The organism is Streptomyces sp. NBC_00285 (genome assembly GCF_036174265.1).
In the GTDB taxonomy this organism is placed as follows: Bacteria; Actinomycetota; Actinomycetes; order Streptomycetales; family Streptomycetaceae; genus Streptomyces.
This window is the reverse complement of sequence record NZ_CP108055.1, coordinates 7,809,039-7,834,220: the sequence shown is the minus strand read 5'-3', so window position 1 is coordinate 7,834,220 and position 25,182 is coordinate 7,809,039. Positions and strand designations below refer to the sequence as shown.

The 25,182-nt window shown below is 66.0% G+C and carries 12 protein-coding genes, 1 tRNA gene and 3 rRNA genes; 3 read left to right on the top strand and 13 right to left on the bottom strand.

Annotated features, from left to right (window positions below):
• Positions 1 to 108 precede the first annotated feature (108 nt).
• Positions 109 to 5,580, bottom strand: coding sequence for a HAMP domain-containing protein (locus OHT57_RS36160; protein ID WP_328750966.1), 5,472 nt, complete (start codon positions 5,578 to 5,580; stop codon positions 109 to 111).
• A gap of 395 nt (positions 5,581 to 5,975) precedes the next feature.
• Between OHT57_RS36160 and OHT57_RS36155 the strand changes: the two genes are divergently transcribed.
• Positions 5,976 to 8,729: a SpoIIE family protein phosphatase gene (locus tag OHT57_RS36155; RefSeq protein ID WP_328750965.1), complete on the top strand. Its 2,754-nt coding sequence runs from the start codon at positions 5,976 to 5,978 to the stop codon at positions 8,727 to 8,729.
• Positions 8,730 to 8,776: 47 nt separating this feature from the next.
• Here OHT57_RS36155 and OHT57_RS36150 read toward each other — a convergent pair.
• The 8 genes from OHT57_RS36150 to thyX all read right to left on the bottom strand — a co-directional run bounded on the left by OHT57_RS36150 (position 8,777) and on the right by thyX (position 19,088).
• Positions 8,777 to 8,852, bottom strand: a tRNA-Thr gene (locus OHT57_RS36150).
• A 73-nt stretch (positions 8,853 to 8,925) separates the two neighbouring features.
• Positions 8,926 to 9,588 carry a DegT/DnrJ/EryC1/StrS family aminotransferase gene (locus OHT57_RS36145; protein ID WP_328753423.1) on the bottom strand — a complete coding sequence of 221 codons (663 nt, stop codon included), beginning with the start codon at positions 9,586 to 9,588 and terminating at the stop codon, positions 8,926 to 8,928.
• Between the two features lie 114 nt (positions 9,589 to 9,702).
• Positions 9,703 to 9,819 (bottom strand): 5S ribosomal RNA (gene rrf, locus OHT57_RS36140).
• Positions 9,820 to 9,923: 104 nt separating this feature from the next.
• Positions 9,924 to 13,047 (bottom strand): 23S ribosomal RNA (locus OHT57_RS36135).
• A gap of 315 nt (positions 13,048 to 13,362) precedes the next feature.
• A 16S ribosomal RNA gene (locus OHT57_RS36130) occupies positions 13,363 to 14,890 on the bottom strand.
• Together the 16S, 23S and 5S rRNA genes form the textbook arrangement of a ribosomal RNA operon.
• Positions 14,891 to 15,395: 505 nt before the next feature.
• Positions 15,396 to 17,081, bottom strand: coding sequence for a ribonuclease J (locus tag OHT57_RS36125; protein ID WP_328750964.1), 1,686 nt, complete (start codon positions 17,079 to 17,081; stop codon positions 15,396 to 15,398).
• Between the two features lie 155 nt (positions 17,082 to 17,236).
• Positions 17,237 to 18,136 carry a 4-hydroxy-tetrahydrodipicolinate synthase gene (gene dapA, locus OHT57_RS36120; protein WP_328750963.1) on the bottom strand — a complete coding sequence of 300 codons (900 nt, stop codon included), beginning with the start codon at positions 18,134 to 18,136 and terminating at the stop codon, positions 17,237 to 17,239.
• 211 nt (positions 18,137 to 18,347) lie between these two features.
• Entirely contained in the window at positions 18,348 to 19,088 is a 741-nt protein-coding gene (thyX, locus tag OHT57_RS36115) for an FAD-dependent thymidylate synthase (protein WP_328750962.1), read from the bottom strand.
• Between the two features lie 178 nt (positions 19,089 to 19,266).
• On the opposite strand from thyX, the gene OHT57_RS36110 reads away from it, so the two are divergent.
• Together OHT57_RS36110 and OHT57_RS36105 are read left to right on the top strand one after the other, a co-directional pair.
• The gene (locus tag OHT57_RS36110) at positions 19,267 to 19,506 is read left to right on the top strand and encodes a hypothetical protein (protein WP_328753422.1); all 240 of its coding nucleotides are present in this window, start codon (positions 19,267 to 19,269) and stop codon (positions 19,504 to 19,506) included.
• A 123-nt stretch (positions 19,507 to 19,629) separates the two neighbouring features.
• The gene (locus tag OHT57_RS36105; protein ID WP_328750961.1) at positions 19,630 to 20,184 is read left to right on the top strand and encodes a hypothetical protein; all 555 of its coding nucleotides are present in this window, start codon (positions 19,630 to 19,632) and stop codon (positions 20,182 to 20,184) included.
• Between the two features lie 67 nt (positions 20,185 to 20,251).
• On the opposite strand, the gene OHT57_RS36100 is transcribed toward OHT57_RS36105, so the two are convergent.
• The 4 genes from OHT57_RS36100 to OHT57_RS36085 are packed head-to-tail and all read right to left on the bottom strand — an operon-like array spanning position 20,252 to position 25,089.
• On the bottom strand, positions 20,252 to 20,704 hold the full coding sequence (locus tag OHT57_RS36100; RefSeq protein WP_328750960.1) for a hypothetical protein: 453 nt from the start codon (positions 20,702 to 20,704) through the stop codon (positions 20,252 to 20,254).
• Positions 20,705 to 20,711: 7 nt separating this feature from the next.
• On the bottom strand, positions 20,712 to 21,464 hold the full coding sequence (gene dapB / locus OHT57_RS36095) for a 4-hydroxy-tetrahydrodipicolinate reductase (protein ID WP_328750959.1): 753 nt from the start codon (positions 21,462 to 21,464) through the stop codon (positions 20,712 to 20,714).
• A 32-nt stretch (positions 21,465 to 21,496) separates the two neighbouring features.
• Positions 21,497 to 22,876: a M16 family metallopeptidase gene (locus tag OHT57_RS36090; RefSeq protein ID WP_328750958.1), complete on the bottom strand. Its 1,380-nt coding sequence runs from the start codon at positions 22,874 to 22,876 to the stop codon at positions 21,497 to 21,499.
• Entirely contained in the window at positions 22,873 to 25,089 is a 2,217-nt protein-coding gene (locus tag OHT57_RS36085) for a polyribonucleotide nucleotidyltransferase (RefSeq protein ID WP_328750957.1), read from the bottom strand. The genes OHT57_RS36090 and OHT57_RS36085 overlap by 4 nt, the downstream gene beginning before the upstream one ends.
• Positions 25,090 to 25,182 lie beyond the last annotated feature (93 nt).

The following is a 25,182-nucleotide window of genomic DNA, read 5'->3' as shown; positions in this document are numbered from 1 at the left end:
ACGTAGCAGAAACGCAGCGGGAGACCAGAAGGTTCCCCGAATCCCGTACTTCTACACGGCGTCGGGCACCCTGAGTCAACAACTCCGCGTGATCTTCGCTGAATCCCGTCACTCCGCCCGCATCCACTGTGCCATCACCGACAAAAGGTGGTCGGGATCGACCGGCTTGGTCACGTAGTCGGAGGCGCCCGACTCGATGGCCTTCTCCCGGTCGCCCTTCATGGCCTTGGCGGTCAGGGCGATGATCGGAAGCCCGGCGAACTGCGGCATCCTGCGGATCGCCGTGGTCGTCGCGTACCCGTCCATCTCCGGCATCATGATGTCCATCAGGACGACCGCCACGTCCTCGTGCTGTTCCAGCACCTCGATGCCCTCACGGCCGTTCTCCGCGTAGAGCACGGACAGTCCGTGCTGTTCGAGGACGCTGGTGAGCGCGAAGACGTTGCGGATGTCGTCGTCGACGATCAGCACCTTCTCCCCGCCGAACCGGATGCCCCGGCGTGGCTGCGGCGCGCTCTGATGCTCCACCGCCGACCACTGGTCAGGCCGCCCGATCTGCTGCTCGAGTGCCGGCGCGGTCCTGCGCCGGCGCCGGAAGAGCGCGGCGGGACCGTTCTGTGTCTCCTGGTACGACCTCACCTCCGCCGGGGTCTCGATGTGCACCTCGGACCGCCCGTTCTCCGAGGTGGACGCCACCAGGTCACCGGCCTCCAGGGCGGGCATGGCCTGCTGGTAGCCCTGCGGCGGCAGTTCGCTGGGGTGCAGGGGCAAATACAGCGTGAACGTCGACCCTCGTCCCGGCTCGCTCTGCGCGTAAATCTCACCGCCGAGCAACTGCGCGATCTCCCGGGAGATCGACAGCCCGAGGCCGGTACCGCCGTACTTGCGACTGGTGGTGCCGTCGGCCTGCTTGAAGGCCTCGAAGATCACCCGCATCTTGCTGCCCGCGATCCCGATGCCCGTGTCGGTCACGGAGAACGCGATCAGATCGGCGTCCGCGTCACGCAGCGAGCCGGCCTCGAGCAGCTGCTCCCTGATGGCCACCGGCACATCCCTCGCGGCGGGCCGGATGACCAGCTCGACGGCCCCGGAGTCGGTGAACTTCACCGCGTTGGACAGTAGGTTGCGCAGCACCTGAAGCAGCCGCTGTTCGTCGGTGTGCAGCGTGGCGGGTAGCTCCGGCGAGACCCGTACGGACAGGTCGAGCCCCTTCTCCGCGGTCAGCGGCCGGAAGGTGGCCTCCACGTAGTCCACGAGCTGTACGAGCGCGATGCGCGTCGGAGAGACGTCCATCTTGCCCGCCTCGACCTTCGACAGGTCGAGGATGTCGTTGATCAGCTGAAGCAGGTCGGAGCCGGCCCCGTGGATGGTCTCGGCGAACTCGACCTGCTTCGGGGTGAGGTTGGAGTCCGCGTTGTCGGCGAGCAGCTTGGCGAGGATCAGCAGCGAGTTGAGCGGCGTACGCAGTTCGTGCGACATGTTGGCGAGGAACTCGCTCTTGTAGCGCATCGATACGGCGAGTTGCTCGGCGCGCTCCTCCAGGACCTGCCGGGCCTCCTCGATCTCGGTGTTCTTCACCTCGATGTCCCGGTTCTGCTGGGCCAGCAGCTCGGCCTTCTCCTCCAGCTCGGCGTTGGACGCCTGGAGGGCCTTCTGCCGGTTCTCCAACTCGGCGGACCGCTCCCGCAGCTGTTCGGTCAGCTCCTGCGACTGCTTCAGCAGCACCTCCGTCTTGGTGTTGACGGAGATGGTGTTGACACTGGTCGCGATCATCTCGGCGATCTGGTTGAGGAAGTCCTTCTGGATGTGCGTGAAGGGTGTGAAGGAAGCGAGCTCGATGACACCGAGCACCTTGCCCTCGAACAGCACCGGAAGGACGATCACCTGCGCGGGCGGCGCCTCTCCGAGACCGGAGGAGATCTTCAGGTAGCCGCTGGGCGCGTTCTCCACCAGGATCGTGCGCTTCTCCTCGGCGGCCGTCCCGATAAGCGCCTCACCCGGCCGGAACGACGTCGGCATGGAGCCCATGGAGTAGCCGTACGACCCGAGCATGCGCAGCTCGTACTGGTCCTCGGCCTCGGCGCCCATGTCCTTGCCGTCGAGGAGCGGCATCGCCACGAAGAACGCGCCGTGCTGCGCGGTCACCACCGGCGTCAGCTCGCTCATGATCAGTGAGGCCACGTCCTCGAGGTCCCGGCGACCCTGCATGAGGGCCGAGATGCGAGCCAGGTTGCCCTTGAGCCAGTCCTGCTCCTTGTTGGCGATCGTGGTGTCACGCAGGTTGGCGATCATCTTGTTGATGTAGTCCTGGAGCTCCTGGATCTCACCGGACGCGTCCACGTCGATCTTCAGGTTCAGGTCGCCCCGGGTCACCGCGGTCGCCACGCGGGCGATGGCACGCACCTGCCGGGTGAGGTTTCCCGCCATCTCGTTCACGGACTCGGTGAGGTCGCGCCAGGTGCCGTCGACATCACGCACGCGTGCCTGGCCGCCGAGCTGCCCCTCGGTGCCCACCTCGCGGGCGACCCGGGTGACCTCCTCGGCGAACGAGGACAGCTGGTCGACCATCGTGTTGATGGTGGTCTTGAGTTCGAGGATCTCACCGCGGGCGTCGATGTCGATCTTCTTCGTCAGGTCACCCTTGGCGATGGCCGTGGTCACCATGGCGATGTTCCGCACCTGACCGGTCAGGTTGGACGCCATCTGGTTCACCGACTCGGTGAGGTCCTTCCAGGTGCCGGCCACACCGGGCACCCGCGCCTGGCCGCCCAGGATGCCGTCCGTGCCCACCTCACGGGCCACCTTGGTGACCTGGTCGGCGAACGAACTCAGCGTCTTCACCATGGTGTTGAAGGTGTCCGCGAGCTGCGCCACCTCCCCGCGGGCCTCGATCGTCACCGTCCGCGTCAGGTCACCGTTGGCGACCGCCGACGCGACCTGGGAGATGTTGCGCACCTGCACGGTCAGGTTGTTGGCCATCAGGTTGACGTTGTCGGTGAGGTCCTTCCAAATGCCCGTGACGCCCGACGCGTGGGCCTGACCGCCGAGGATGCCCTCCGTTCCCACCTCGCGCGCCACCCGCGTCACCTGCTCCGCGAAGGAGGACAGCTGGTCCACCATCGTGTTGACGGTGCTGACGAGTTCGAGGATCTCGCCCTTCGCGTCGACGGTGATCTTCTTGGACAGGTCCCCCTTGGCGACCGCGGTCGTGACCTCGGCGATGTTGCGCACCTGGATGGTCAGGTTGTTCGCCATGAAGTTCACGGACTGCGTGAGGTCCTTCCAGGTGCCGGAGACACCCTGCACCTCGGCCTGACCGCCGAGGATGCCCTCCGTTCCCACCTCGCGCGCCACCCGCGTCACCTGGTCGGCGAAGCTCGACAGCTGGTCCACCATCGTGTTGAGGGTGTTCTTCAGCTCCAGGATCTCCCCGCGCGCGTCCACGTCGATCTTCTGCGACAGGTCACCCCGCGCCACCGCCGTCGCGACCTGGGCGATGTTGCGGACCTGGGCAGTAAGGTTTCCTGCCATTCCGTTCACGGAGTCGGTCAGGTCGCGCCACACACCGGCGACCCCGGGCACCTGGGCCTGGCCGCCCAGCCTGCCCTCCGTACCCACCTCGCGGGCCACCCGCGTCACCTGGTCGGCGAACGCGGAGAGCTGGTCCACCATCGTGTTGAGGGTGTTCTTCAGCTCCAGGATCTCCCCGCGCGCGTCCACGTCGATCTTCTGCGACAGGTCACCCCGCGCCACCGCCGTCGTTACCTGGGCGATCTGCCGCACCTGCGAGGTGAGGTTGCCCGCCATGAAGTTGACGGAGTCGGTGAGCTCCTTCCACGTGCCGGAGACGCCGTCCACACGGGCCTGACCGCCCAGTCGGCCCTCTGTGCCCACGTCCCGGGCCACCCGCGTGACCTCGGCGCCGAACGCGGACAGCTGGTCCACCATCGTGTTCACGGTGTTCTTCAGCTGGAGCATCTCGCCCGAGACATCCACGGTGACCTTCTGGGACAGGTCACCGTTGGCCACCGCCGTCGTCACCTGGGCGATGTTCCTCACCTGTCCGGTGAGGTTGCGGAACGCCGTGTTGACGGAGTCGGTGAGGTCCTTCCAGGTACCGGCGGCACCAGGCACCTGCGCCTGACCGCCCAGCTCACCCTCGACACCGACCTCACGCGCCACCCGCGTGACCTCGGCACCAAAGGCCGACAGCTGGTCCACCATCCCGTTGACGGTGTTCTTCAGCTCCAGCATCTCGCCGGCCACGTCGACGGTGACCTTCTGCGACAGGTCACCGTTGGCCACGGCCGTCGTCACCGCGGCGATGTCCCGCACCTGTGTGGTGAGGTTCCGGAAGACCGTGTTCACCGAATCGGTGAGGTCCTTCCACGTCCCCGCCGCACCCGGCACGTTCGCCTGCCCGCCGAGCTGTCCCTCGGCGCCGACCTCGTTGGCCACGCGTGTGACCTCGTCCGCGAAGATCCGCAGCGTCTCGGTCATCTGGTTGATCGTGTCGGCGAGCTGCGCGACCTCACCGCGCGCCGAGACCGTCACCTTCTGCGACAGGTCACCATTGGCGACCGCAGTCGTCACCTGTGCGATCCCGCGCACCTGAGCCGTCAGATTGCCGGCCATGAGGTTCACCGAATCGGTGAGGTCCTTCCACACTCCGGCCACGCCGGGCACCTGCGCCTGGCCGCCGAGCTCACCCTCGACGCCCACCTCGCGCGCGACCCGGGTCACCTCGGAGGAGAAGGACGACAACTGGTCCACCATCGTGTTGACGGTGTTCTTCAGCTCCAGCATCTCGCCGGCCACGTGAACCGTGACCTTCCGCGACAGGTCCCCCTTGGCGACCGCCGTGGTCACCAGCGCGATGTCCCGCACCTGGGCCGTCAGCCGGTACGCCATCGTGTTGACGGACTCCGTCAGGTCCTTCCAGGAACCCGACATGCCACGCACGCGTGCCTGTCCGCCCAGCTTGCCCTCGGTACCGACCTCGCTGGCCACACGCGTGACCTCGTCGGTGAACGTGGACAGCTGATCGACAAGGTTGTTGACGGTCCGCCCGACCTTCAGGAACTCCCCGCGCAGCGGGTGCCCCGTCCCGTCCGGCGCCTGAGTCCTGAGCTCCATACGGGGCGACAGATCACCCTCCGCCACCGCGGAGAGCACCCGGCCGACCTCGGAGACAGGCCGTACGAGATCGTCCACGAGCGCGTTGGAGGCGTCGATGGCGGAAGCCCAGGAGCCCTCACAGGCGCCTGTTTCCAGCCTTTCCGTGAGCTTGCCCTCACGTCCCACCATGCGCCGCACCCGCGACAGCTCACCCGTCAGATGCAGGTTGCGGTCGGCCACCTCGTTGAAGACCGCCGCGATCTCCGACATCACGCCGTCGCCGGACACCGTGAGCCGCTTGCGGAAGTTCCCGTCACGCATGGACGCCAGCGCCGACAGCAGTCTGTCCAGGGCGGCCGCGTCCACCGCGGTGGTCCCGCCCCGTGGTTTGCGTTGGCCGCTCGGGGACTGTCCGCCCTTCGCGCGCGTCTTTGTGCCCCGCGTCGCTGCGCCAGACTCCACTGTGTCCCTCCCGCAGGGATCGACCGTTACTGCTGTGCTCGGGTGGTACTGGGCGGCATACCGTTTACTGCCGCGTGCTCTGCTTACTACAGCGTCATGTCAACCGGACACACAAAGCCGCACCACGGGCTGCTGCCCGCCGTACGTGTAAGCCACTCGGCCTGCCCGAACCTTCTTCAGGAGCTTGCCCAGTGTTTCACCCTGGTTGAACCAGGCCATAACAGTTCGGCAGCTTCGCACATCGTCCGCACACCCTCCGGACGGAAACACTGCAGACCGGCATCCGCACGGACGGCGAAGGTAAGTAACCTTGCATGCGGCTGTCCAGCCGAGCCGGTCCGTCCGGCCTGGGCGGTGGCACGAGCACGAGCGGGCATCGGAGGGCGGCCGCACACATGACCACCGGACTGATCCCCGGGGGACAGAACCCGGAACCCCGGCCGACGGGCATTCTGCCGCAACAGCGGCACGAGCCGGTCGGCCAGGCAGCCCTGCACGTCGACAACCGGTCAAGGAGTTCTGTGATCACCGCGCGCGCGGCAGCCAGCTTCGAGCCCGTCGGACGATCGGTGGCGACTGCCCGCTCCTTCGTCCGCGACACCCTCCAGGGCTGGGGCTTCGCCGACATCGTCGACGACGCGGTGGTCCTCACCAGCGAACTGGTCACCAACGCCGTGGTCCACGCGGGCACCTCCGCGGATGTTCTGTGTCTGCGAAGTGACGACGGTGTGCGGATCGAGGTGGGCGACCGCTACCCCGAGCGCGAGATCCCCCTCCAGGGCCAGGCCGTCAACATGGGCAACCTGGACCGCGAGGGCGGCCGTGGCCTCCAGCTGTGTGCCGCGCTGGCCAGCCGCTGGGGCGTCGAGTACACCCCCGCCAACAAGCGGGTCTGGTTCCAACTCGACCTCCCCGAACGCACGGTGGGCACCCGTACGGCGGGCCCGTCCCTGCCCGCGGACCTCCTTCCGCTGGCCGACGGCCGCGTCCGCGTCGCCGTCATCCAGATCGACCGTACGTGCGCCATCATTTCGTGGAACGAGGACGCCGAGGAACTCTTCGGCTACTCCGCCGAACAGGTGATCGGAAAGCCCCTGACCGACCTCGCGGCCTGGCCGCACACCCCCGGTACCAGCACCGGCATCGCCGAGGCACTTCAGCTCTCCCGCTGGGAGGGCAGCTACGGCATAAGGGCCGCCAACGGCCGCGTCACCTCCGTGTACGCCTCCCACCTGCGCGTCCGCGACACCGGCGGCGAGCCCTCCACGGTCTGCCTCCTGGTCCGCGAGCACGAACGCGCCGTACTCCAGACCCCGTTGCGAGGCCCCGCCTCCGACACGAACACCTCCTCCGACGGCCAGAGCGCCGACCCGTTCGAGGTGTTCATCGGCTCCCCGGCCCCGGACGACCTCGACGGTCTCCTCCAGCGCACGGTCGAACGTGCCCGCGACATGCTCGACGGCGACTCCGCCTTCCTGCTCCTCGCGACCGACGACGAGACCGAGTTGGAGGTCCGCGCCTCCACCGGCCTGCCGTCTGCCCGCCAGCGCTTCGCGCGCGTACCCGTCGAAGCGGGCCCCGGCCGCTACGGTTCCGCCCGCATGCCCGCGGTCCACGACGACCTTTCGGCGGTCCCGGGCGCCGTTCCCCTGCTGAGGGGCACGGGAATGCGTTCGGTCGTGACGGTCCCCCTCAAGGTGGAGGGCCGTCTCACCGGGTCCCTCGGCGTGGCCGCGGAGGGACCCGGCAGATACTCGAACGAAGAGGCTCTCCGTCTCCAATTCGCCGCCGATCGCATCGCGTTGGCGGTCGAGTCGGCCCGTCTCGGCGAGCTGGAGCGTCTGCGCCGCGGTTCCCTGAGCTTCCTCGTCGAGGCCTCCGACCTCCTCGCCGGCACCCTGGACCGCGACCAGACTCTGGCCCTGATGGCCCAGATGACCGTCCCGACCCTGGCCACCTGGTGTGCCGTCTACACGATCGCCGACCAGGCCTCGGATCCCTATCTGTCGTACGTCCTGCACGAGGACGAGGAACTCATCGACGGCATCAAGTCGTTGCTCTCGAAGGTCCAGCCCCCGGACCCGGTCCCCACCCCCGGCGCCCGCGTCTGGTCGGCCCCCGGCGAAGCGGCCCACCAGGCGGCCCTGCGCAGCTCCATGCGCAGCCTCGGCCTCACCGGCGGCCCCACCTACCAGCTGGCCTCCGGGATCGGCCCCACGCTCGCCACGGCCTCCGCTGTGGGCGGTGAGACCGTCGTCCTCCCCCTGGTCGCCCGCAACCGCGTCATCGGCATGCTGACCCTCGGCAAGCCCACGGACGAGCACTTCCGCCAGGAGATCCTCGAACTGGCCGAGGACCTGAGCCGCAGGGCCGCCCTCGCCCTCGACAACGCCCGCCTTTACTCCGAGCGCACAGCGATCAGCCAGGCTCTCCAGCGCAGCCTCCTGCCGCCCGAACTCCCCGAGATCGACGGCGTCGAGGTCGAGGTCATCTACCGTGCGGCCGGCGAGGGCAACGAGGTCGGGGGCGACTTCTACGACGTCTTCCCCATCAGCGACGGCGCCTACGGCTTCGCCATCGGTGACGTCTGCGGCACAGGTCCGAACGCGGCGGCTGTCACAGGTCTGGCCCGGCACGCCCTGCGGCTGCTGGCTCGCGAGGGCCTGAGCGGCCCGGCGGTCCTGGAGCGCCTGAACTCCGCGATCCTCGACGAGGGCGCCCGCAGCCGCTTCCTGACCCTCCTCTACGGCGAGATGTGGCCTCAGGAGGACGGCAGCGCCCGCCTGAAGGTCGTCTGCGCCGGCCACCCGCTCCCGCTCCGCCTGCGCCAGGACGGCACCGTCGAACCGGCTGCCGAACCCCAGCCGCTCCTCGGTGTCATGGAGGACCTGGAGCTCTACGAGCAGACGGTCACCCTCGACCCGGGCGACGTCCTCCTCTGCGTCACGGACGGCGTCACGGAACGCCGCGAGGGCACCCGCATGCTGGGCGACGACGGCCTCGCCGACGTCCTGACCACCTGCACGGGCCTGACGGCCGGCGCGGTCGCGGCGCGCGTCATGCGCGCGGTCGAGCGCTTCGCCTCGGACGCCCCCTCCGACGACATGGCGATCCTGGCGATGCGCGTTCTGGCCCCGCACAACGACTGACGGAGGACACGAAAAAGGCCCCGCCCAAATGGGCGGGGCCTTTTCAATGGAGCCCCCAAACGGAATCGAACCGTTGACCTTCTCCTTACCATGGAGACGCTCTACCGACTGAGCTATGGGGGCCTGTTGCTTTCGAGGTCTCCCTCGCGGCAACGGAATAGATCATACCCCGGGGAGACCCGTGCTCCCAACTCCCTCAGAGGGCAGGCTGAAGCAGTCCCCCGAGGGCATTGCACGCGGCCACGACTCGCTGCATGTCCCGCTTGGTCAGCGACGCGTCGACCGGCAGGGCGAGTGTCTCGTCGGCAGCGCGTTCGGTCTCGGGCAGCGCCGCACAGCGCCGGAACTCGGGCAGCCGGTGCACGGGCGTCTTCACCGGCACCCGACAGTCGACCCCCTTGCTCCGCAGGGCTCGGGCGAACGCGTCCCGGTCCGGACGGCCGTTGCCCGGAACCCGCACGACGTACTGCTGGTAGGTGTGCCCGTCCCCGCCATCGGGCGTGCGGACTCCGCGCAGCTTCCCGTCGAGATAGCAGGCCCGCTCACGACGTTGAGCGATCTCGTCGTACGGCGCCTCGGACTCACCTTCCTGCAGCACCAACAGCCCGTGCCGTTGCCCGACGTCGAGGAGCCGAGCCATGTCGGCCGGCCGCCCGAAGCGGTGTACGACGACAACGGCCGAGGTCCGGGGAGTTATGGCGGCTTCGACAGCGGACGCATCGAGGCAGTAGGTCACCGGATGTATGTCCGCGAAGACCGGAAGCGCACCAGCGAGTGTCACCGCCTCGGCGACCTCGACGTTCCCGAAGGCCGGTACGACGACCTCGTCACCGACTCCGACGCCGGCGGCCCTGAGCATTGCAGCAGTACCCATGCATCGGATGGTGGTTGCGCGACGTGAACATCAAGTGACGCACAAAGAAAAAGGGTTGGACCCCGAACCGAAGTTCAGGATCCAACCCTTTGAATAATTGTTCGGCGGTGTCCTACTCTCCCACAGGGTCCCCCCTGCAGTACCATCGGCGCTGTAAGGCTTAGCTTCCGGGTTCGGAATGTAACCGGGCGTTTCCCTCACGCTATGACCACCGAAACACTATGAAACTGTCGAACCATGCCACACCACACCCCCTCGTAAACCACAGGGATGTGGGGCTGTTCGTGGTTTCAGAACCAACACAGTGGACGCGAGCAACTGAGGACAAGCCCTCGGCCTATTAGTACCGGTCACCTCCAGCGGTTACCCGCCTTCCAGATCCGGCCTATCAACCCAGTCGTCTACTGGGAGCCTTAACCCCTCAAAGGGGGTGGGAATACTCATCTCGAAGCAGGCTTCCCGCTTAGATGCTTTCAGCGGTTATCCCTCCCGAACGTAGCCAACCAGCCATGCCCTTGGCAGGACAACTGGCACACCAGAGGTTCGTCCGTCCCGGTCCTCTCGTACTAGGGACAGCCCTTCTCAATATTCCTGCGCGCGCAGCGGATAGGGACCGAACTGTCTCACGACGTTCTAAACCCAGCTCGCGTACCGCTTTAATGGGCGAACAGCCCAACCCTTGGGACCGACTCCAGCCCCAGGATGCGACGAGCCGACATCGAGGTGCCAAACCATCCCGTCGATATGGACTCTTGGGGAAGATCAGCCTGTTATCCCCGGGGTACCTTTTATCCGTTGAGCGACGGCGCTTCCACAAGCCACCGCCGGATCACTAGTCCCGACTTTCGTCCCTGCTCGACCCGTCGGTCTCACAGTCAAGCTCCCTTGTGCACTTACACTCAACACCTGATTGCCAACCAGGCTGAGGGAACCTTTGGGCGCCTCCGTTACTCTTTAGGAGGCAACCGCCCCAGTTAAACTACCCATCAGACACTGTCCCTGATCCGGATCACGGACCCAGGTTAGACATCCAGCACGACCAGACTGGTATTTCAACGACGACTCCACAGACACTGGCGTGCCCGCTTCACAGTCTCCCAGCTATCCTACACAAGCCGAACCGAACACCAATATCAAACTGTAGTAAAGGTCCCGGGGTCTTTCCGTCCTGCTGCGCGAAACGAGCATCTTTACTCGTAGTGCAATTTCACCGGGCCTATGGTTGAGACAGTCGAGAAGTCGTTACGCCATTCGTGCAGGTCGGAACTTACCCGACAAGGAATTTCGCTACCTTAGGATGGTTATAGTTACCACCGCCGTTTACTGGCGCTTAAGTTCTCAGCTTCGCCACACCGAAATGTGACTAACCGGTCCCCTTAACGTTCCAGCACCGGGCAGGCGTCAGTCCGTATACATCGCCTTACGGCTTCGCACGGACCTGTGTTTTTAGTAAACAGTCGCTTCTCGCTGGTCTCTGCGGCCACCCCCAGCTCACCGAGTAAATCGGATCACCAGTGATGGCCCCCCTTCTCCCGAAGTTACGGGGGCATTTTGCCGAGTTCCTTAACCATAGTTCACCCGAACGCCTCGGTATTCTCTACCTGACCACCTGAGTCGGTTTAGGGTACGGGCCGCCATGAAACTCGCTAGAGGCTTTTCTCGACAGCATAGGATCATCCACTTCACCACAATCGGCTCGGCATCAGGTCTCAGACTTAATGAACGGCGGATTTGCCTACCATTCGTCCTACACCCTTACCCCGGGACAACCACCGCCCGGGATGGACTACCTTCCTGCGTCACCCCATCACTCACCTACTACAAGTCTGGTTCGCCGGCTCCACCACTTTCCATTCCCCGAAGGGTCCGGAACGGCTTCACGGACTTAGCATCGCCTGATTCAATGTTTGACGCTTCACAGCGGGTACCGGAATATCAACCGGTTATCCATCGACTACGCCTGTCGGCCTCGCCTTAGGTCCCGACTTACCCTGGGCAGATCAGCTTGACCCAGGAACCCTTAGTCAATCGGCGCACACGTTTCCCACGTGTGTATCGCTACTCATGCCTGCATTCTCACTCGTGAACCGTCCACCACTAGCTTCCGCTGCAGCTTCACCCGGCACACGACGCTCCCCTACCCATCCATACAGGCGTTGGCCCTATTGTATGAATGACACGACTTCGGCGGTACGCTTGAGCCCCGCTACATTGTCGGCGCGGAATCACTAGACCAGTGAGCTATTACGCACTCTTTCAAGGGTGGCTGCTTCTAAGCCAACCTCCTGGTTGTCTGTGCGACTCCACATCCTTTCCCACTTAGCGTACGCTTAGGGGCCTTAGTCGATGCTCTGGGCTGTTTCCCTCTCGACCATGGAGCTTATCCCCCACAGTCTCACTGCCGCGCTCTCACTTACCGGCATTCGGAGTTTGGCTAAGGTCAGTAACCCGGTAGGGCCCATCGCCTATCCAGTGCTCTACCTCCGGCAAGAAACACACGACGCTGCACCTAAATGCATTTCGGGGAGAACCAGCTATCACGGAGTTTGATTGGCCTTTCACCCCTAACCACAGGTCATCCCCCAGGTTTTCAACCCTGGTGGGTTCGGTCCTCCACGAAGTCTTACCTCCGCTTCAACCTGCCCATGGCTAGATCACTCCGCTTCGGGTCTTGAGCGTGCTACTGAAACGCCCTATTCGGACTCGCTTTCGCTACGGCTTCCCCACACGGGTTAACCTCGCAACACACCGCAAACTCGCAGGCTCATTCTTCAAAAGGCACGCAGTCACGACCCACAGAGTAAACTCTGTGAGCGACGCTCCCACGGCTTGTAGGCACACGGTTTCAGGTACTATTTCACTCCGCTCCCGCGGTACTTTTCACCATTCCCTCACGGTACTATCCGCTATCGGTCACCAGGGAATATTTAGGCTTAGCGGGTGGTCCCGCCAGATTCACACGGGATTTCTCGGGCCCCGTGCTACTTGGGTGTCTCTCAAACGAGCCGTTGACGTTTCGACTACGGGGGTCTTACCCTCTACGCCGGACCTTTCGCATGTCCTTCGTCTACATCAACGGTTTCTGACTCGCCTCACAGCCGGCAGACTGTAAAAGAGAGATCCCACAACCCCGCACACGCAACCCCTGCCGGGTCTCACACGTATACGGTTTGGCCTCATCCGGTTTCGCTCGCCACTACTCCCGGAATCACGGTTGTTTTCTCTTCCTGCGGGTACTGAGATGTTTCACTTCCCCGCGTTCCCTCCACATACCCTATGTGTTCAGGTATGGGTGACAGCCCATGACGACTGCCGGGTTTCCCCATTCGGAAACCCCCGGATCAAAGCCTGGTTGACGGCTCCCCGGGGACTATCGTGGCCTCCCACGTCCTTCATCGGTTCCTGGTGCCAAGGCATCCACCGTGCGCCCTTAAAAACTTGGCCACAGATGCTCGCGTCCACTGTGCAGTTCTCAAACAACGACCAGCCACCCATCACCCCGGAGCTACACTCCGAGTTCACTGGGGCCGGCACCCGAAGACAGACCTTACGGCCGTGCCCTCAGACACCCAACAGCGTGCCCGGCATCCCCGCCACTCATGATCAGCTTTCCACGCTCCGAAGAGCAGTACTTGCAGCCCGAGATGACTGACGATGCCGAATAATCAACGTTCCACCCGTGAGCAACCACCGTCGAACGTGTGCCGACGTAATGGCCCTGGACCACCGGGCAAGCCCGGCAGCCTAGATGCTCCTTAGAAAGGAGGTGATCCAGCCGCACCTTCCGGTACGGCTACCTTGTTACGACTTCGTCCCAATCGCCAGTCCCACCTTCGACAGCTCCCTCCCCACAAGGGGGTTGGGCCACCGGCTTCGGGTGTTACCGACTTTCGTGACGTGACGGGCGGTGTGTACAAGGCCCGGGAACGTATTCACCGCAGCAATGCTGATCTGCGATTACTAGCAACTCCGACTTCATGGGGTCGAGTTGCAGACCCCAATCCGAACTGAGACAGGCTTTTTGAGATTCGCTCCACCTCACGGTATCGCAGCTCATTGTACCTGCCATTGTAGCACGTGTGCAGCCCAAGACATAAGGGGCATGATGACTTGACGTCGTCCCCACCTTCCTCCGAGTTGACCCCGGCGGTCTCCTGTGAGTCCCCGTCACCCCGAAGGGCACGCTGGCAACACAGGACAAGGGTTGCGCTCGTTGCGGGACTTAACCCAACATCTCACGACACGAGCTGACGACAGCCATGCACCACCTGTACACCGACCACAAGGGGGGCACCATCTCTGATGCTTTCCGGCGTATGTCAAGCCTTGGTAAGGTTCTTCGCGTTGCGTCGAATTAAGCCACATGCTCCGCTGCTTGTGCGGGCCCCCGTCAATTCCTTTGAGTTTTAGCCTTGCGGCCGTACTCCCCAGGCGGGGAACTTAATGCGTTAGCTGCGGCACCGACGACGTGGAATGTCGCCAACACCTAGTTCCCACCGTTTACGGCGTGGACTACCAGGGTATCTAATCCTGTTCGCTCCCCACGCTTTCGCTCCTCAGCGTCAGTAATGGCCCAGAGATCCGCCTTCGCCACCGGTGTTCCTCCTGATATCTGCGCATTTCACCGCTACACCAGGAATTCCGATCTCCCCTACCACACTCTAGCCTGCCCGTATCGAATGCAGACCCGGGGTTAAGCCCCGGGCTTTCACACCCGACGTGACAAGCCGCCTACGAGCTCTTTACGCCCAATAATTCCGGACAACGCTTGCGCCCTACGTATTACCGCGGCTGCTGGCACGTAGTTAGCCGGCGCTTCTTCTGCAGGTACCGTCACTTTCGCTTCTTCCCTGCTGAAAGAGGTTTACAACCCGAAGGCCGTCATCCCTCACGCGGCGTCGCTGCATCAGGCTTTCGCCCATTGTGCAATATTCCCCACTGCTGCCTCCCGTAGGAGTCTGGGCCGTGTCTCAGTCCCAGTGTGGCCGGTCGCCCTCTCAGGCCGGCTACCCGTCGTCGCCTTGGTGAGCCATTACCTCACCAACAAGCTGATAGGCCGCGGGCTCATCCTTCACCGCCGGAGCTTTCAACCACCACAGATGCCCGTAGCAGTGATATCCGGTATTAGACCCCGTTTCCAGGGCTTGTCCCAGAGTGAAGGGCAGATTGCCCACGTGTTACTCACCCGTTCGCCACTAATCCCCACCGAAGTGGTTCATCGTTCGACTTGCATGTGTTAAGCACGCCGCCAGCGTTCGTCCTGAGCCAGGATCAAACTCTCCGTGAATGTTTACCCGTAATCGGGTGCACACATCACGAGAGCGGAGCAACCACCGGAATAAGGCAGTCACTCACAGCGTCCTCGCTGTGTATTCTTCAAAGGAACCTCATCTACGACCATGAAGGCCGGAGACGGGGTATCAACATATCTGGCGTTGATTTTTGGCACGCTGTTGAGTTCTCAAGGAACGGACGCTTCCTTTGTACTCACCCTCTCGGGCTTTCCTCCGGGCTTTTCCCTTCGGTCTTGCGTTTCCGACTCTACCAGACCGTTTCCCGATCCGATTTCCTCGGCGCTTTCCAGGTTCCCGCTTCCGCGTTTCCCTTTCCGGCGGTTCCGACTTTATCAGAAGTTCTGAGTCGGATTTCCCGCCCCGATCGGGATTGGTCCTGACGCACGAGGCGGCCGGGTTCCCGTTCTGGCGGAGCCGTAAACCTACTGGAGCGGGGCGCCTCGATGCAAATCGAGGCGCCCCGCTCCTGGTTCACTCGGACAGGTGTCCGACGGTCCGTCAGACCTCCACCACCACCGGGAGGATCATCGGCCTGCGGCGATACGTGTCGGAGACCCACTTGCCCAGGGTCCGTCGCACCAGCTGCTGGAGCTGGTGCGGTTCGACCACGCCGTCCTGCGCCGAGCGTTCCAGGACCTCGGTGATCCTCGGGAGCACGTCGCCGAACGCCGAGTCCTCGATGCCCGAGCCGCGCGCCTGGATGTGCGGGCCGCCCGTGATCTTCCCGGTGGACGAGTCGACGACCAGGAAGACCGAGATGATGCCCTCGTCGCCGAGGATCTTGCGGTCCTTGAGCGCCGGCTCACCGACATCGCCGACCGAGAGGCCGTCGACGTAGACGTAACCCGCCTGGACCTTGCCCGCGATCTTCGCCTTGCCTTCGACGAGGTCGACCACCACGCCGTCCTCTGCGATGACGATCCGGTCGTGCGGGACGCCGGTGAGGGCGCCCAGCTCCGCGTTGGCGCGCAGGTGCCGCCATTCGCCGTGCACCGGCATCAGGTTTTTCGGCCGGCAGATGTTGTAGAAGTACAGGAGCTCGCCGGCGGACGCATGGCCCGAGACGTGGACCTTGGCGTTGCCCTTGTGGACGACGTTGGCGCCCCAGCGGGTCAGGCCGTTGATCACGCGGTAGACCGCGTTCTCGTTCCCCGGGATCAGTGAGGAGGCGAGGATCACCGTGTCGCCCTGGACGATTCGGATCTGGTGGTCGCGGTTGGCCATGCGGGACAGGGCCGCCATGGGTTCGCCCTGGGAGCCCGTGCAGACCAGGACCACCTCGTGGTCCGGGAGGTCGTCGAGCGTCTTGACGTCGACCACCAGGCCCGGGGGGACCTTCAGGTAGCCGAGGTCCCGTGCGATGCCCATGTTGCGGACCATCGAGCGGCCGACGAAGGCGACCCGGCGGCCGTGCTCGTGGGCCGCATCCAGGATCTGCTGGATGCGGTGGACGTGGCTGGCGAAGCTCGCCACGATGATCCGCTTGCGGGCGCTGCCGAAGACCTGCCGCAGGACGTTCGAGATCTCCTTCTCGGGTGGAACGAACCCGGGAACCTCGGCGTTCGTCGAGTCCGCGAGGAGGAGGTCGATGCCCTCCTCGCTCAGACGCGCGAAGGCGTGCAGGTCGGTGAGCCTGCCGTCCAGCGGGAGCTGGTCCATCTTGAAGTCGCCCGTGTGCACCACCATGCCCGCAGGGGTGCGGATGGCGACGGCCAGGGCGTCGGGGATGGAGTGGTTGACCGCGACGAACTCGCAGTCGAAGGGGCCGATGCGCTCGCGTTGGCCCTCGACCACTTCGAGGGTGTACGGGCGGATGCGGTGCTCTTGAAGCTTGGCCTCGATGAGCGCGAGGGTCAGCTTGGAGCCGATCAGCGGGATGTCCGGCTTCTCTCGGAGGAGATAGGGGACGCCGCCGATGTGGTCCTCGTGGCCGTGCGTGAGGACGATGCCCTCGATGTCGTCGAGGCGGTCCCGGATGGACGAGAAATCCGGCAGGATCAGGTCGATTCCGGGTTGCTCCTCCTCCGGGAAGAGCACGCCGCAGTCGACGATGAGCAGGCGGCCGCCGTACTCGAAGACCGTCATGTTTCGGCCGATCTCGCCGAGACCGCCGAGTGGGGTGACCCGCAGGCCGCCTTCGGGAAGCGGCGGGGGCGAGGCCAGTTCGGGATGCGGATGACTCAAAAGACTCTCCTCACCACGCACGCCACGTACCGGTGGGGCACGTGGCGCGCGTGACGTTCGTGCGTGTGGCACTTGTCGTTGTGGTGTGCGGGCACCGGTGGCCCGCGTATTCAGTTGTTGAGTCCTGTTGCGCGCCGGGCGCGCGAAGTCTGGTGTTAGAGCTGTACCCCGCCGGCAGCAAGATCGATCTTGAGCTGCTCGACCTCCTCGGCAGAGAGCTCGACCATCGGAGCGCGCAGCGGTCCTGAGGGCAGGCCCTGCAGGGCGAGCGCCGCCTTGGTCGTCATCACGCCCTGGGTGCGGAACATGCCGGTGTAGACCGGGAGCAGCTTCTGGTGGATCTCGGTGGCCTTCTGGACGTCGCCGGAGGTGAACGCCTCGACCAGGGCGCGCAGGTCCGGGGTGACCACGTGGCCGACGACCGAGACGAAGCCGACCGCGCCCACGGAGAGCAGCGGGAGGTTCAGCATGTCGTCGCCGGAGTACCAGGCGAGGCCGGAGCGGGCGATGGCCCAGCTGGCGCGGCCGAGGTCACCCTTGGCATCCTTGTTGGCGACGATCCGCGGGTGCGCGGCGAGGCGGACCAGCGTCTCGGAGTTGATCGGGACGCCGCTGCGGCCGGGGATGTCGTAGAGCATGACGGGCAGCTCGGCGGCGTCGGCGACGGCCTTGAAGTGCCGGTACAGGCCCTCCTGCGGGGGCTTGTTGTAGTACGGCGTCACGATCAGCAGGCCGTGCGCGCCGGTCTTCTCGGCGGCGCGGGCGAGTTCGATGCTGTGATGGGTGTCGTTGGTGCCGACGCCGGCGACAACGTGGGCGCGGTCGCCGACCGCCTCCAGTACGGCTCGTACGAGGTCCGATTTCTCCGCGTCGCTGGTGGTGGGGGACTCACCGGTGGTGCCGTTGATGATCAGGCCGTCGTTGCCTGCGTCCACCAGGTGGGTGGCGAGCCGCTGAGCGCCGTCGAGGTCGAGTGCGCCGTCCGCCGTGAACGGCGTGACCATGGCGGTGAGGACCCGCCCGAAGGGGGTCTGCGGAGTGGAGGTCGGAGCCATGGGTGACACGCTACTCGTTGCTCAAGGCGGGGTCTGCCCTAGGGGGGCGCGAAAAGTCAGGACAAAAGAGGAGCCCGGCACTGCCTGCTCGGGGGTTCAAGCAGTGCCGGGTCCGTTTGATCAGGCTAGATGAACTTCTCCAAATGCCGCAATACGGACACTTCGCGAGGTGGACCCGCACATCTGTGCCCCACGGGGAAACAGGCGTCCGTTACGGCGCGACCCGGCCGTTCGCGTTGAAGGCGGCGTGCGTGAGCGGCATGAGCCCTGCCCACTCCGCTTCCATCTTCTCGCCCACCATCTCGATCTCCCGCTGCGGGAAGGACGGCACCTTCGCCTGCTCGTGCTGGGTGCGCAGGCCCAGGAAGTGCATGAGCGAGCGGGCATTGCAGGTGGCGTACATCGAGGAGAACAGGCCGACGGGCAGGACCGAACGGGCGACTTCGCGGGCCACGCCCTGCGCGAGCATCTCCTGGTAGGCGCGGTACGCCTGGCGGTACGACTCCTCCATGGCGCTTCCGACGGACGCGTGCTGCTCCGGGGTGCCCTCGACGAAGACGTACTTGCCGGGGCGGCCCTGCTGAACGAGCTTGCGGTCGGGGCCGGGGACGTAGAAGACCGGCTGGAGCTCCCGGTAGCGGCCGGACTCCTCGTTGTACGACCAGCCCACGCGGTGCCGCATGAACTCGCGGAACACGAGGATCGGGGCGCTGATGAAGAAAGTCATGGAGTTGTGCTCGAACGGGCTGCCGTGCCGGTCCCGCATGAGGTAGTTGATCAGGCCCTTGGAGCGCTCCGGGTCCTTGCCCAGCTCTTCCAGGGACTGTTCTCCGACGGTCGACACCCTGGCGGCGAACAGCACGTCGGAGTCGGCCGCGCTGTGCTTGACCAGTTCGACGGTGACGTCGTCGCGCAGCTCGATCTTGAAATCGTCGTCGGGGGTGGGGGTCACGGTTCGGGGGGTCCTTCCCAGCTCGTTCGGTGGCGACGACACTCTACGGCCCGCCAAACGGGACTTTCACTGCCGTGACCGAATCAAGTCGGCGAAAACGGGCACCTTTTGCGGCAGTCGCTCGTCTGTACAGACAGCAGCGATTCGTTCGATCCCCGAAGGGAGAAGTACCTCCATGCTGTTGCGTCGGCGCGAGCCCGTACCGTTCGCCTTTGTCGCCGAAGCCGACAGGTTCCGCAGCAATGTCACTCCGCCGCCCCGTCAGCGGGCGGCCGTAGGAGAGATAGCCGGGCGCTGGCTGCTGGGACTCACCATCGTCGCCGGGCTCGTGGGCTCGGTGGTTCTCGGGACGCCGGCGCTGTCACAGGATCAGGCGCCCTCTCCGACACAGCAGTCGCAGGCCTCGCAAGGGCACTGACGCTCCCCCACACCCGAATGGCGCGGGACATACCCCTCCGGGCCCCCGAAGGTGGCTCGCGGGGACACCGGCGGATAGCCTCACCGGGCACAGCCCACCGTATGGACCGAGTGAGGACCCGCCGTGCCCCTGCCCTTCCTGACGGCCGACCGCGCATTCGAGACGACGGACGACGTCGCGTTGCCGTTCGACGACCGTGACCGCTGGCGGCGCCCCTACCGGCCCGGTCCTTGGCGGGTGGGCGCGGCCGCGATCCTTCTGCTGCTCGCCTCGTACGTGCTGTTCGCTGCGGTGATCATCGCGCTCACCGACTCTCCGTCCGGGGCCGGTGTGGTGCTCGGCATCGCGGCCCTCGTCATCGCCGGCGCGTTGCGGCTGCTGCGTATGGGGGTGTGGGTGAGCGCCCGCGGAGTGCGTCGGGTGAGCTTCCTCTTCACCCGGACGGTGTCCTGGGAGCAGGTCGTCACCGTGCGGACGGCACAGCAGCCGGTGCGCTGGCTCGGACTGCCGCGCACCGTTCAGGGGCAGGCCCTCACCGTCGTACGGCAGGGCCGGTCGCCGGAGGCCGAGGGGCCGCTGCTGACCTCGCACAACGCGGACTTCCTGGCGCGTGGCCAGGCGTTCGACCGGGCCGCGGACGCGGTGGAGGCCTGGGCGGCGGAGTACCGGCGGGCCTGACACGTCACCTGTGCCGAAGGGGCCGGTCCGCTGCAGATGCGGGCCGGCCCCTTCGGCACAGGTGCGGCTAGACCTCGATCGTCCTGCCGTCGTGCAGGGCTATGGCGCGCTGCATCGCCTTGCGGGCGCGCGGAGTGTCGCGGGCGTCGTGGTAGGCGATCGCCAGGCGGAACCAGCTGCGCCAGTCGTCGGGGGCCGCCTCGGTCTCGGACTTGCGCTTGGCGAAGACCTCGTCGGCCGAGTCCCGGTCGATCCGGCCGCCGGGCGTGCGCTTCAGCTCGTCGACGGGCAGGCCGCCCTCGGCGTCGAGCTCGGCGGACAGGGCGTTGGCCCTGCGGACGAACTGGGTGTTCTTCCACAGGAACCACAGTCCGATCACCGGCAGGATCAGCACCGCGACGCCGAAGGTGACCGTCAGCAGGGTGCCGGACTGGATGAGCATGACGCCACGGCTGCCGACCAGCACGAAGTAGACGAGCAGGACGGCGGCCGTGACGGCGTAGGACAGCTTGGCTCGCATGACGGTGTCAGCCCAGGTCCAGGAAGTTTTCCAGACCGAAGGTCAGGCCCGGGGTGGTCACCACTCGGCGCGCGCCGAGCAGGATGCCCGGCATGAAGCTGCTGTGGTGGAGGGAGTCGTGGCGGATGGTGAGCGTCTCGCCCTCGCCGCCCAGCAGGACCTCTTGGTGGGCCAGCAGACCGCGCAGGCGGACGGAGTGGACGGGGATCCCGTCGACGTCCGCGCCCCGCGCGCCGTCCAGGGCCGTCTCCGTCGCGTCCGGTGCCTGAGCCGTGCCTGCCTCGGCACGCGCCGAGGCGATGAGCTGGGCCGTGCGTGTGGCCGTACCGCTGGGAGCGTCGACCTTCTTCGGGTGGTGCAGCTCGATGACCTCCACCGACTCGAAGTACGGGGCGGCGAGCTGCGCGAACTTCATGTTCAGCACGGCTCCAACGGAGAAGTTGGGCGCGATGAGGACGCCCGTCTCCGGGGAGGCGTACAGCCAGCCCTTCAGCTTCGTGAGGCGATCGCCGGTCCAGCCTGTGGTGCCGACGACCGCGTGGATGCCGTGACCCACGCAGTACTCGAGGTTGTCCATCACCGAGGCGGGGGTGGTCAGTTCGACCACGACCTGGGCGCCGGCCCCGGCGAGGGTCTCCAGCTTGTCGCCCCGGCCGAGGGCGGCCACCAGCTCCATGTCCTCGGCCGCCTCGACGGCCCGCACCGCCTCGGAACCGATGCGGCCCTTCGCACCGAGGACGGCCACGCGCAGCTTGCTCATCTCTTGATTCCTAACCGGGGTTTCCGAGTGGATCAGGCAACGGCCTCGTGCAGTCGGGCCGCCTGCTTGTCCTTCAGCGGGCCGATGACCGAAAGCGACGGGCGCCGCCCCAGGATCTCGCGGGCGACCGCGCGGACGTCGTCCGGGGTGACCGACGCTATCCGGGTCAGCATGTCGTCGACGGACATCTGCTCGCCCCAGCACAGCTCGCTCTTGCCGATGCGGTTCATCAGGGCGCCCGTGTCCTCCAGACCCAGGACCGTGGAGCCCCGGAGCTGGCCGATGGCGCGGCCGATCTCGTCGTCCGAGAGACCGTTCGCGGCGACCTGGTCGAGTTCGTCGCGGCAGATCTTCAGCACGTCGTGGACCTGCGAGGGCCGGCAGCCGGCGTAGACGCCGAACAGGCCGCAGTCGGCGAAGCCGGAGGTGTACGAGTAGACGCTGTACGCCAGCCCGCGCTTCTCCCTGACCTCCTGGAAGAGGCGGGACGACATGCCACCGCCGAGCGCGGTGTTCAGCACACCGAGCGCCCAGCGGCGGTCGTCGGTGCGGGCGAGGCCGGGCATGCCGAGCACGACGTGGGCCTGCTCGGTCTTGCGGCCGATCAGCTCGACGCGGCCCGCGGTGCGCAGGGAGCGCATGCCGTCGCGCGGGGCGATGGGCGTGGCCTCGAGGTTCTTGAAGGCACCGGCCTTCTCGAAGGCGGCCCGGACCTGTCGTACGACCTTGTCGTGGTCGACGTTGCCGGCGGCCGCGACCACGAGGTGGGTGGGGTCGTAGTGCTTCTTGTAGAAGCGGCGGATGCGGTCGGCGGTGAGGGCGTTGACGGTGTCGACCGTGCCGAGGACGGGGCGGCCGAGGGGGTTGTCGCCGAACATGGTGCGCGCGAACAGGTCGTGCACACCGTCGCCCGGGTCGTCCTCGGTCATGGCGATCTCTTCGAGGATCGCGCCGCGCTCGACGTTGACGTCGTCTTCGCGGATCAGCGAGCCGGTCAGCATGTCGCAGACGACGTCGATGGCGAGGGGCAGGTCGGTGTCGAGTACGCGTGCGTAGTAGCACGTGTACTCCTTCGCCGTGAACGCGTTCATCTCGCCGCCGACCGCGTCGACGGCCGAGGAGATGTCGAGTGCGCTGCGCTTCGACGTGCCCTTGAAGAGGAGGTGCTCCAGATAGTGCGTGGCGCCGTTCAGGGACGGCGTCTCGTCACGGGAGCCCACATGCGCCCAGATGCCGAAGGTCGCGGAGCGGACCGAGGGCAGCGTCTCGGTGACGATGCGCAGGCCACCCGGGAGGGTGGTCTTGCGGACCGTGCCGATGCCGTTGGTGCCCTGGATGAGGGTTTGGGTACGGGCGACGGCCCGCGCCTCCGAGGAGGTGCGGGCCGTCGCCGTCGAGCTGGTCGACGTCACTGGTCGGTGTCGTCCTTCTTCTCTTCGTCGCCCTCGCCCTCGATCACGGGGATGAGGGAGAGCTTGCCCCGGGAGTCGATCTCGGCGATCTCGACCTGGACCTTGGAGCCCACGCCGAGGACGTCCTCGACGTTCTCCACGCGCTTGCCGCCGGCGAGCTTGCGGATCTGCGAGATGTGCAGCAGACCGTCCTTGCCCGGGAGCAGCGACACGAACGCACCGAAGGTGGTCGTCTTCACGACCGTGCCCAGGTAGCGCTCGCCGACCTCCGGCATGGTCGGGTTGGCGATCGAGTTGATCGTCGCGCGGGCCGCCTCGGCCTGCGAGCCGACCTGGGCACCGATGTAGATGGTGCCGTCGTCCTCGATCGTGATCTCGGCGCCGGTGTCCTCCTGGATCTGGTTGATCATCTTGCCCTTGGGGCCGATGACCTCACCGATCTTGTCCACGGGGATCTTGACGGTGATGATCCGCGGGGCGTTCGGGGACATCTCGTCCGGCGTGTCGATCGCTTCCATCATCACGTCGAGGATGTGGAGGCGGGCGTCACGGGCCTGCTTGAGAGCGGCGGCCAGGACGGAGGCGGGGATGCCGTCCAGCTTGGTGTCGAGCTGGAGGGCGGTCACGAACTCCTTGGTGCCGGCGACCTTGAAGTCCATGTCACCGAAGGCGTCCTCCGCACCGAGGATGTCGGTGAGGGCGACGTAGTGCGTCTCGCCGTTGATCTCCTGGGAGATCAGACCCATGGCGATACCGGCGACGGGGGCCTTGAGGGGCACACCGGCGTTCAGCAGCGACATGGTGGAGGCGCAGACCGAGCCCATGGACGTCGAGCCGTTGGAGCCGAGAGCCTCGGACACCTGACGGATCGCGTACGGGAAGTCCTCGCGCGACGGCAGGACCGGCACGATCGCGCGCTCGGCGAGCGCTCCGTGGCCGATCTCGCGGCGCTTCGGGGAGCCGACGCGGCCGGTCTCGCCGACGGAGTACGGCGGGAAGTTGTAGTTGTGCATGTAGCGCTTGCGGGTCACCGGGGAAAGGGTGTCCAGCTGCTGCTCCATACGGAGCATGTTGAGGGTGGTGACGCCCAGGATCTGGGTCTCGCCACGCTCGAACAGCGCCGAGCCGTGCACGCGCGGGATGGCCTCGACCTCGGCGGCGAGCGTACGGATGTCCGTGACGCCGCGGCCGTCGATGCGGACCTTGTCCTTGATGACGCGCTCACGGACCAGGGACTTGGTCAGCGAGCGGTAGGCCGCGCTGATCTCCTTCTCGCGGCCCTCGAACTGCGGGAGCAGCTTCTCGGCGGCGATCTCCTTGACGCGGTCCAGCTCGGCCTCGCGGTCCTGCTTGCCGGCGATGGTGAGCGCCTGGGAGAGCTCGCTCTTGACCGCGGCCGTCAGGGCCTCCAGGACGTCGTCCTGGTAGTCGAGGAAGACCGGGAACTCACCGGTCGGCTTGGCGGCCTTGGCGGCGAGGTCGGCCTGGGCCTTGCAGAGCACCTTGATGAAGGGCTTCGCGGCGTCCAGACCGGCGGCGACGACCTCCTCGGTCGGCGCCTCGGCGCCGCCCTGGACCAGCTGAATGGTCTTCTCGGTGGCCTCGGCCTCGACCATCATGATCGCGACGTCGCCGTCCTCCAGGGCGCGGCCCGCGACGACCATGTCGAAGACGGCGTCCTCGAGCTCGGTGTGCGTCGGGAACGCGACCCACTGGCCGTTGATCAGCGCGACGCGGACGCCGCCGATCGGGCCGGAGAAGGGCAGGCCGGCCAGCTGGGTGGACGCGGAGGCGGCGTTGATCGCCACGACGTCGTACAGGTGGTCGGGGTTGAGGGCCATGATCGTCGCGACGACCTGGATCTCGTTGCGCAGGCCCTTCTTGAAGGACGGGCGCAGCGGGCGGTCGATCAGGCGACAGGTGAGGATGGCGTCCTCGGAGGGACGGCCCTCGCGGCGGAAGAAGCTGCCGGGGATCTTGCCTGCGGCGTACATCCGCTCCTCGACGTCCACCGTGAGGGGGAAGAAGTCGAGGTTTTCCTTGGGCTTCTTGGAGGCGGTGGTGGCCGACAGCACCATGGTGTCGTCGTCCAGGTACGCCACGGCGGAGCCGGCGGCCTGCTTGGCCAGGCGGCCCGTCTCGAAGCGGATGGTGCGGGTGCCGAAGGAGCCGTTGTCGATGACGGCCTCGGCGTAGTGGGTCTCGTTCTCCACTAGTGTTTTCTCCGTTACTTTTCGTCTTTTGTCCCGATCCGCCCGTGTGGCGGGGGGACCTGCGCGGAGAAGCGCGCCGTCTGGTGCGGGCCG

Coding starts and splice junctions, on each gene's coding strand:
- dapB (WP_328750959.1), bottom strand. CDS start 21,464: ATGAGCAAGCTGCGCGTGGCCGTCCTCGGTGCGAAGGGCCGCATCGGT.
- dapA (WP_328750963.1), bottom strand. CDS start 18,136: ATGGCTCCGACCTCCACTCCGCAGACCCCCTTCGGGCGGGTCCTCACC.
- OHT57_RS36100 (WP_328750960.1), bottom strand. CDS start 20,704: ATGCGAGCCAAGCTGTCCTACGCCGTCACGGCCGCCGTCCTGCTCGTC.
- OHT57_RS36145 (WP_328753423.1), bottom strand. CDS start 9,588: ATGCTCAGGGCCGCCGGCGTCGGAGTCGGTGACGAGGTCGTCGTACCG.
- OHT57_RS36155 (WP_328750965.1), top strand. CDS start 5,976: ATGACCACCGGACTGATCCCCGGGGGACAGAACCCGGAACCCCGGCCG.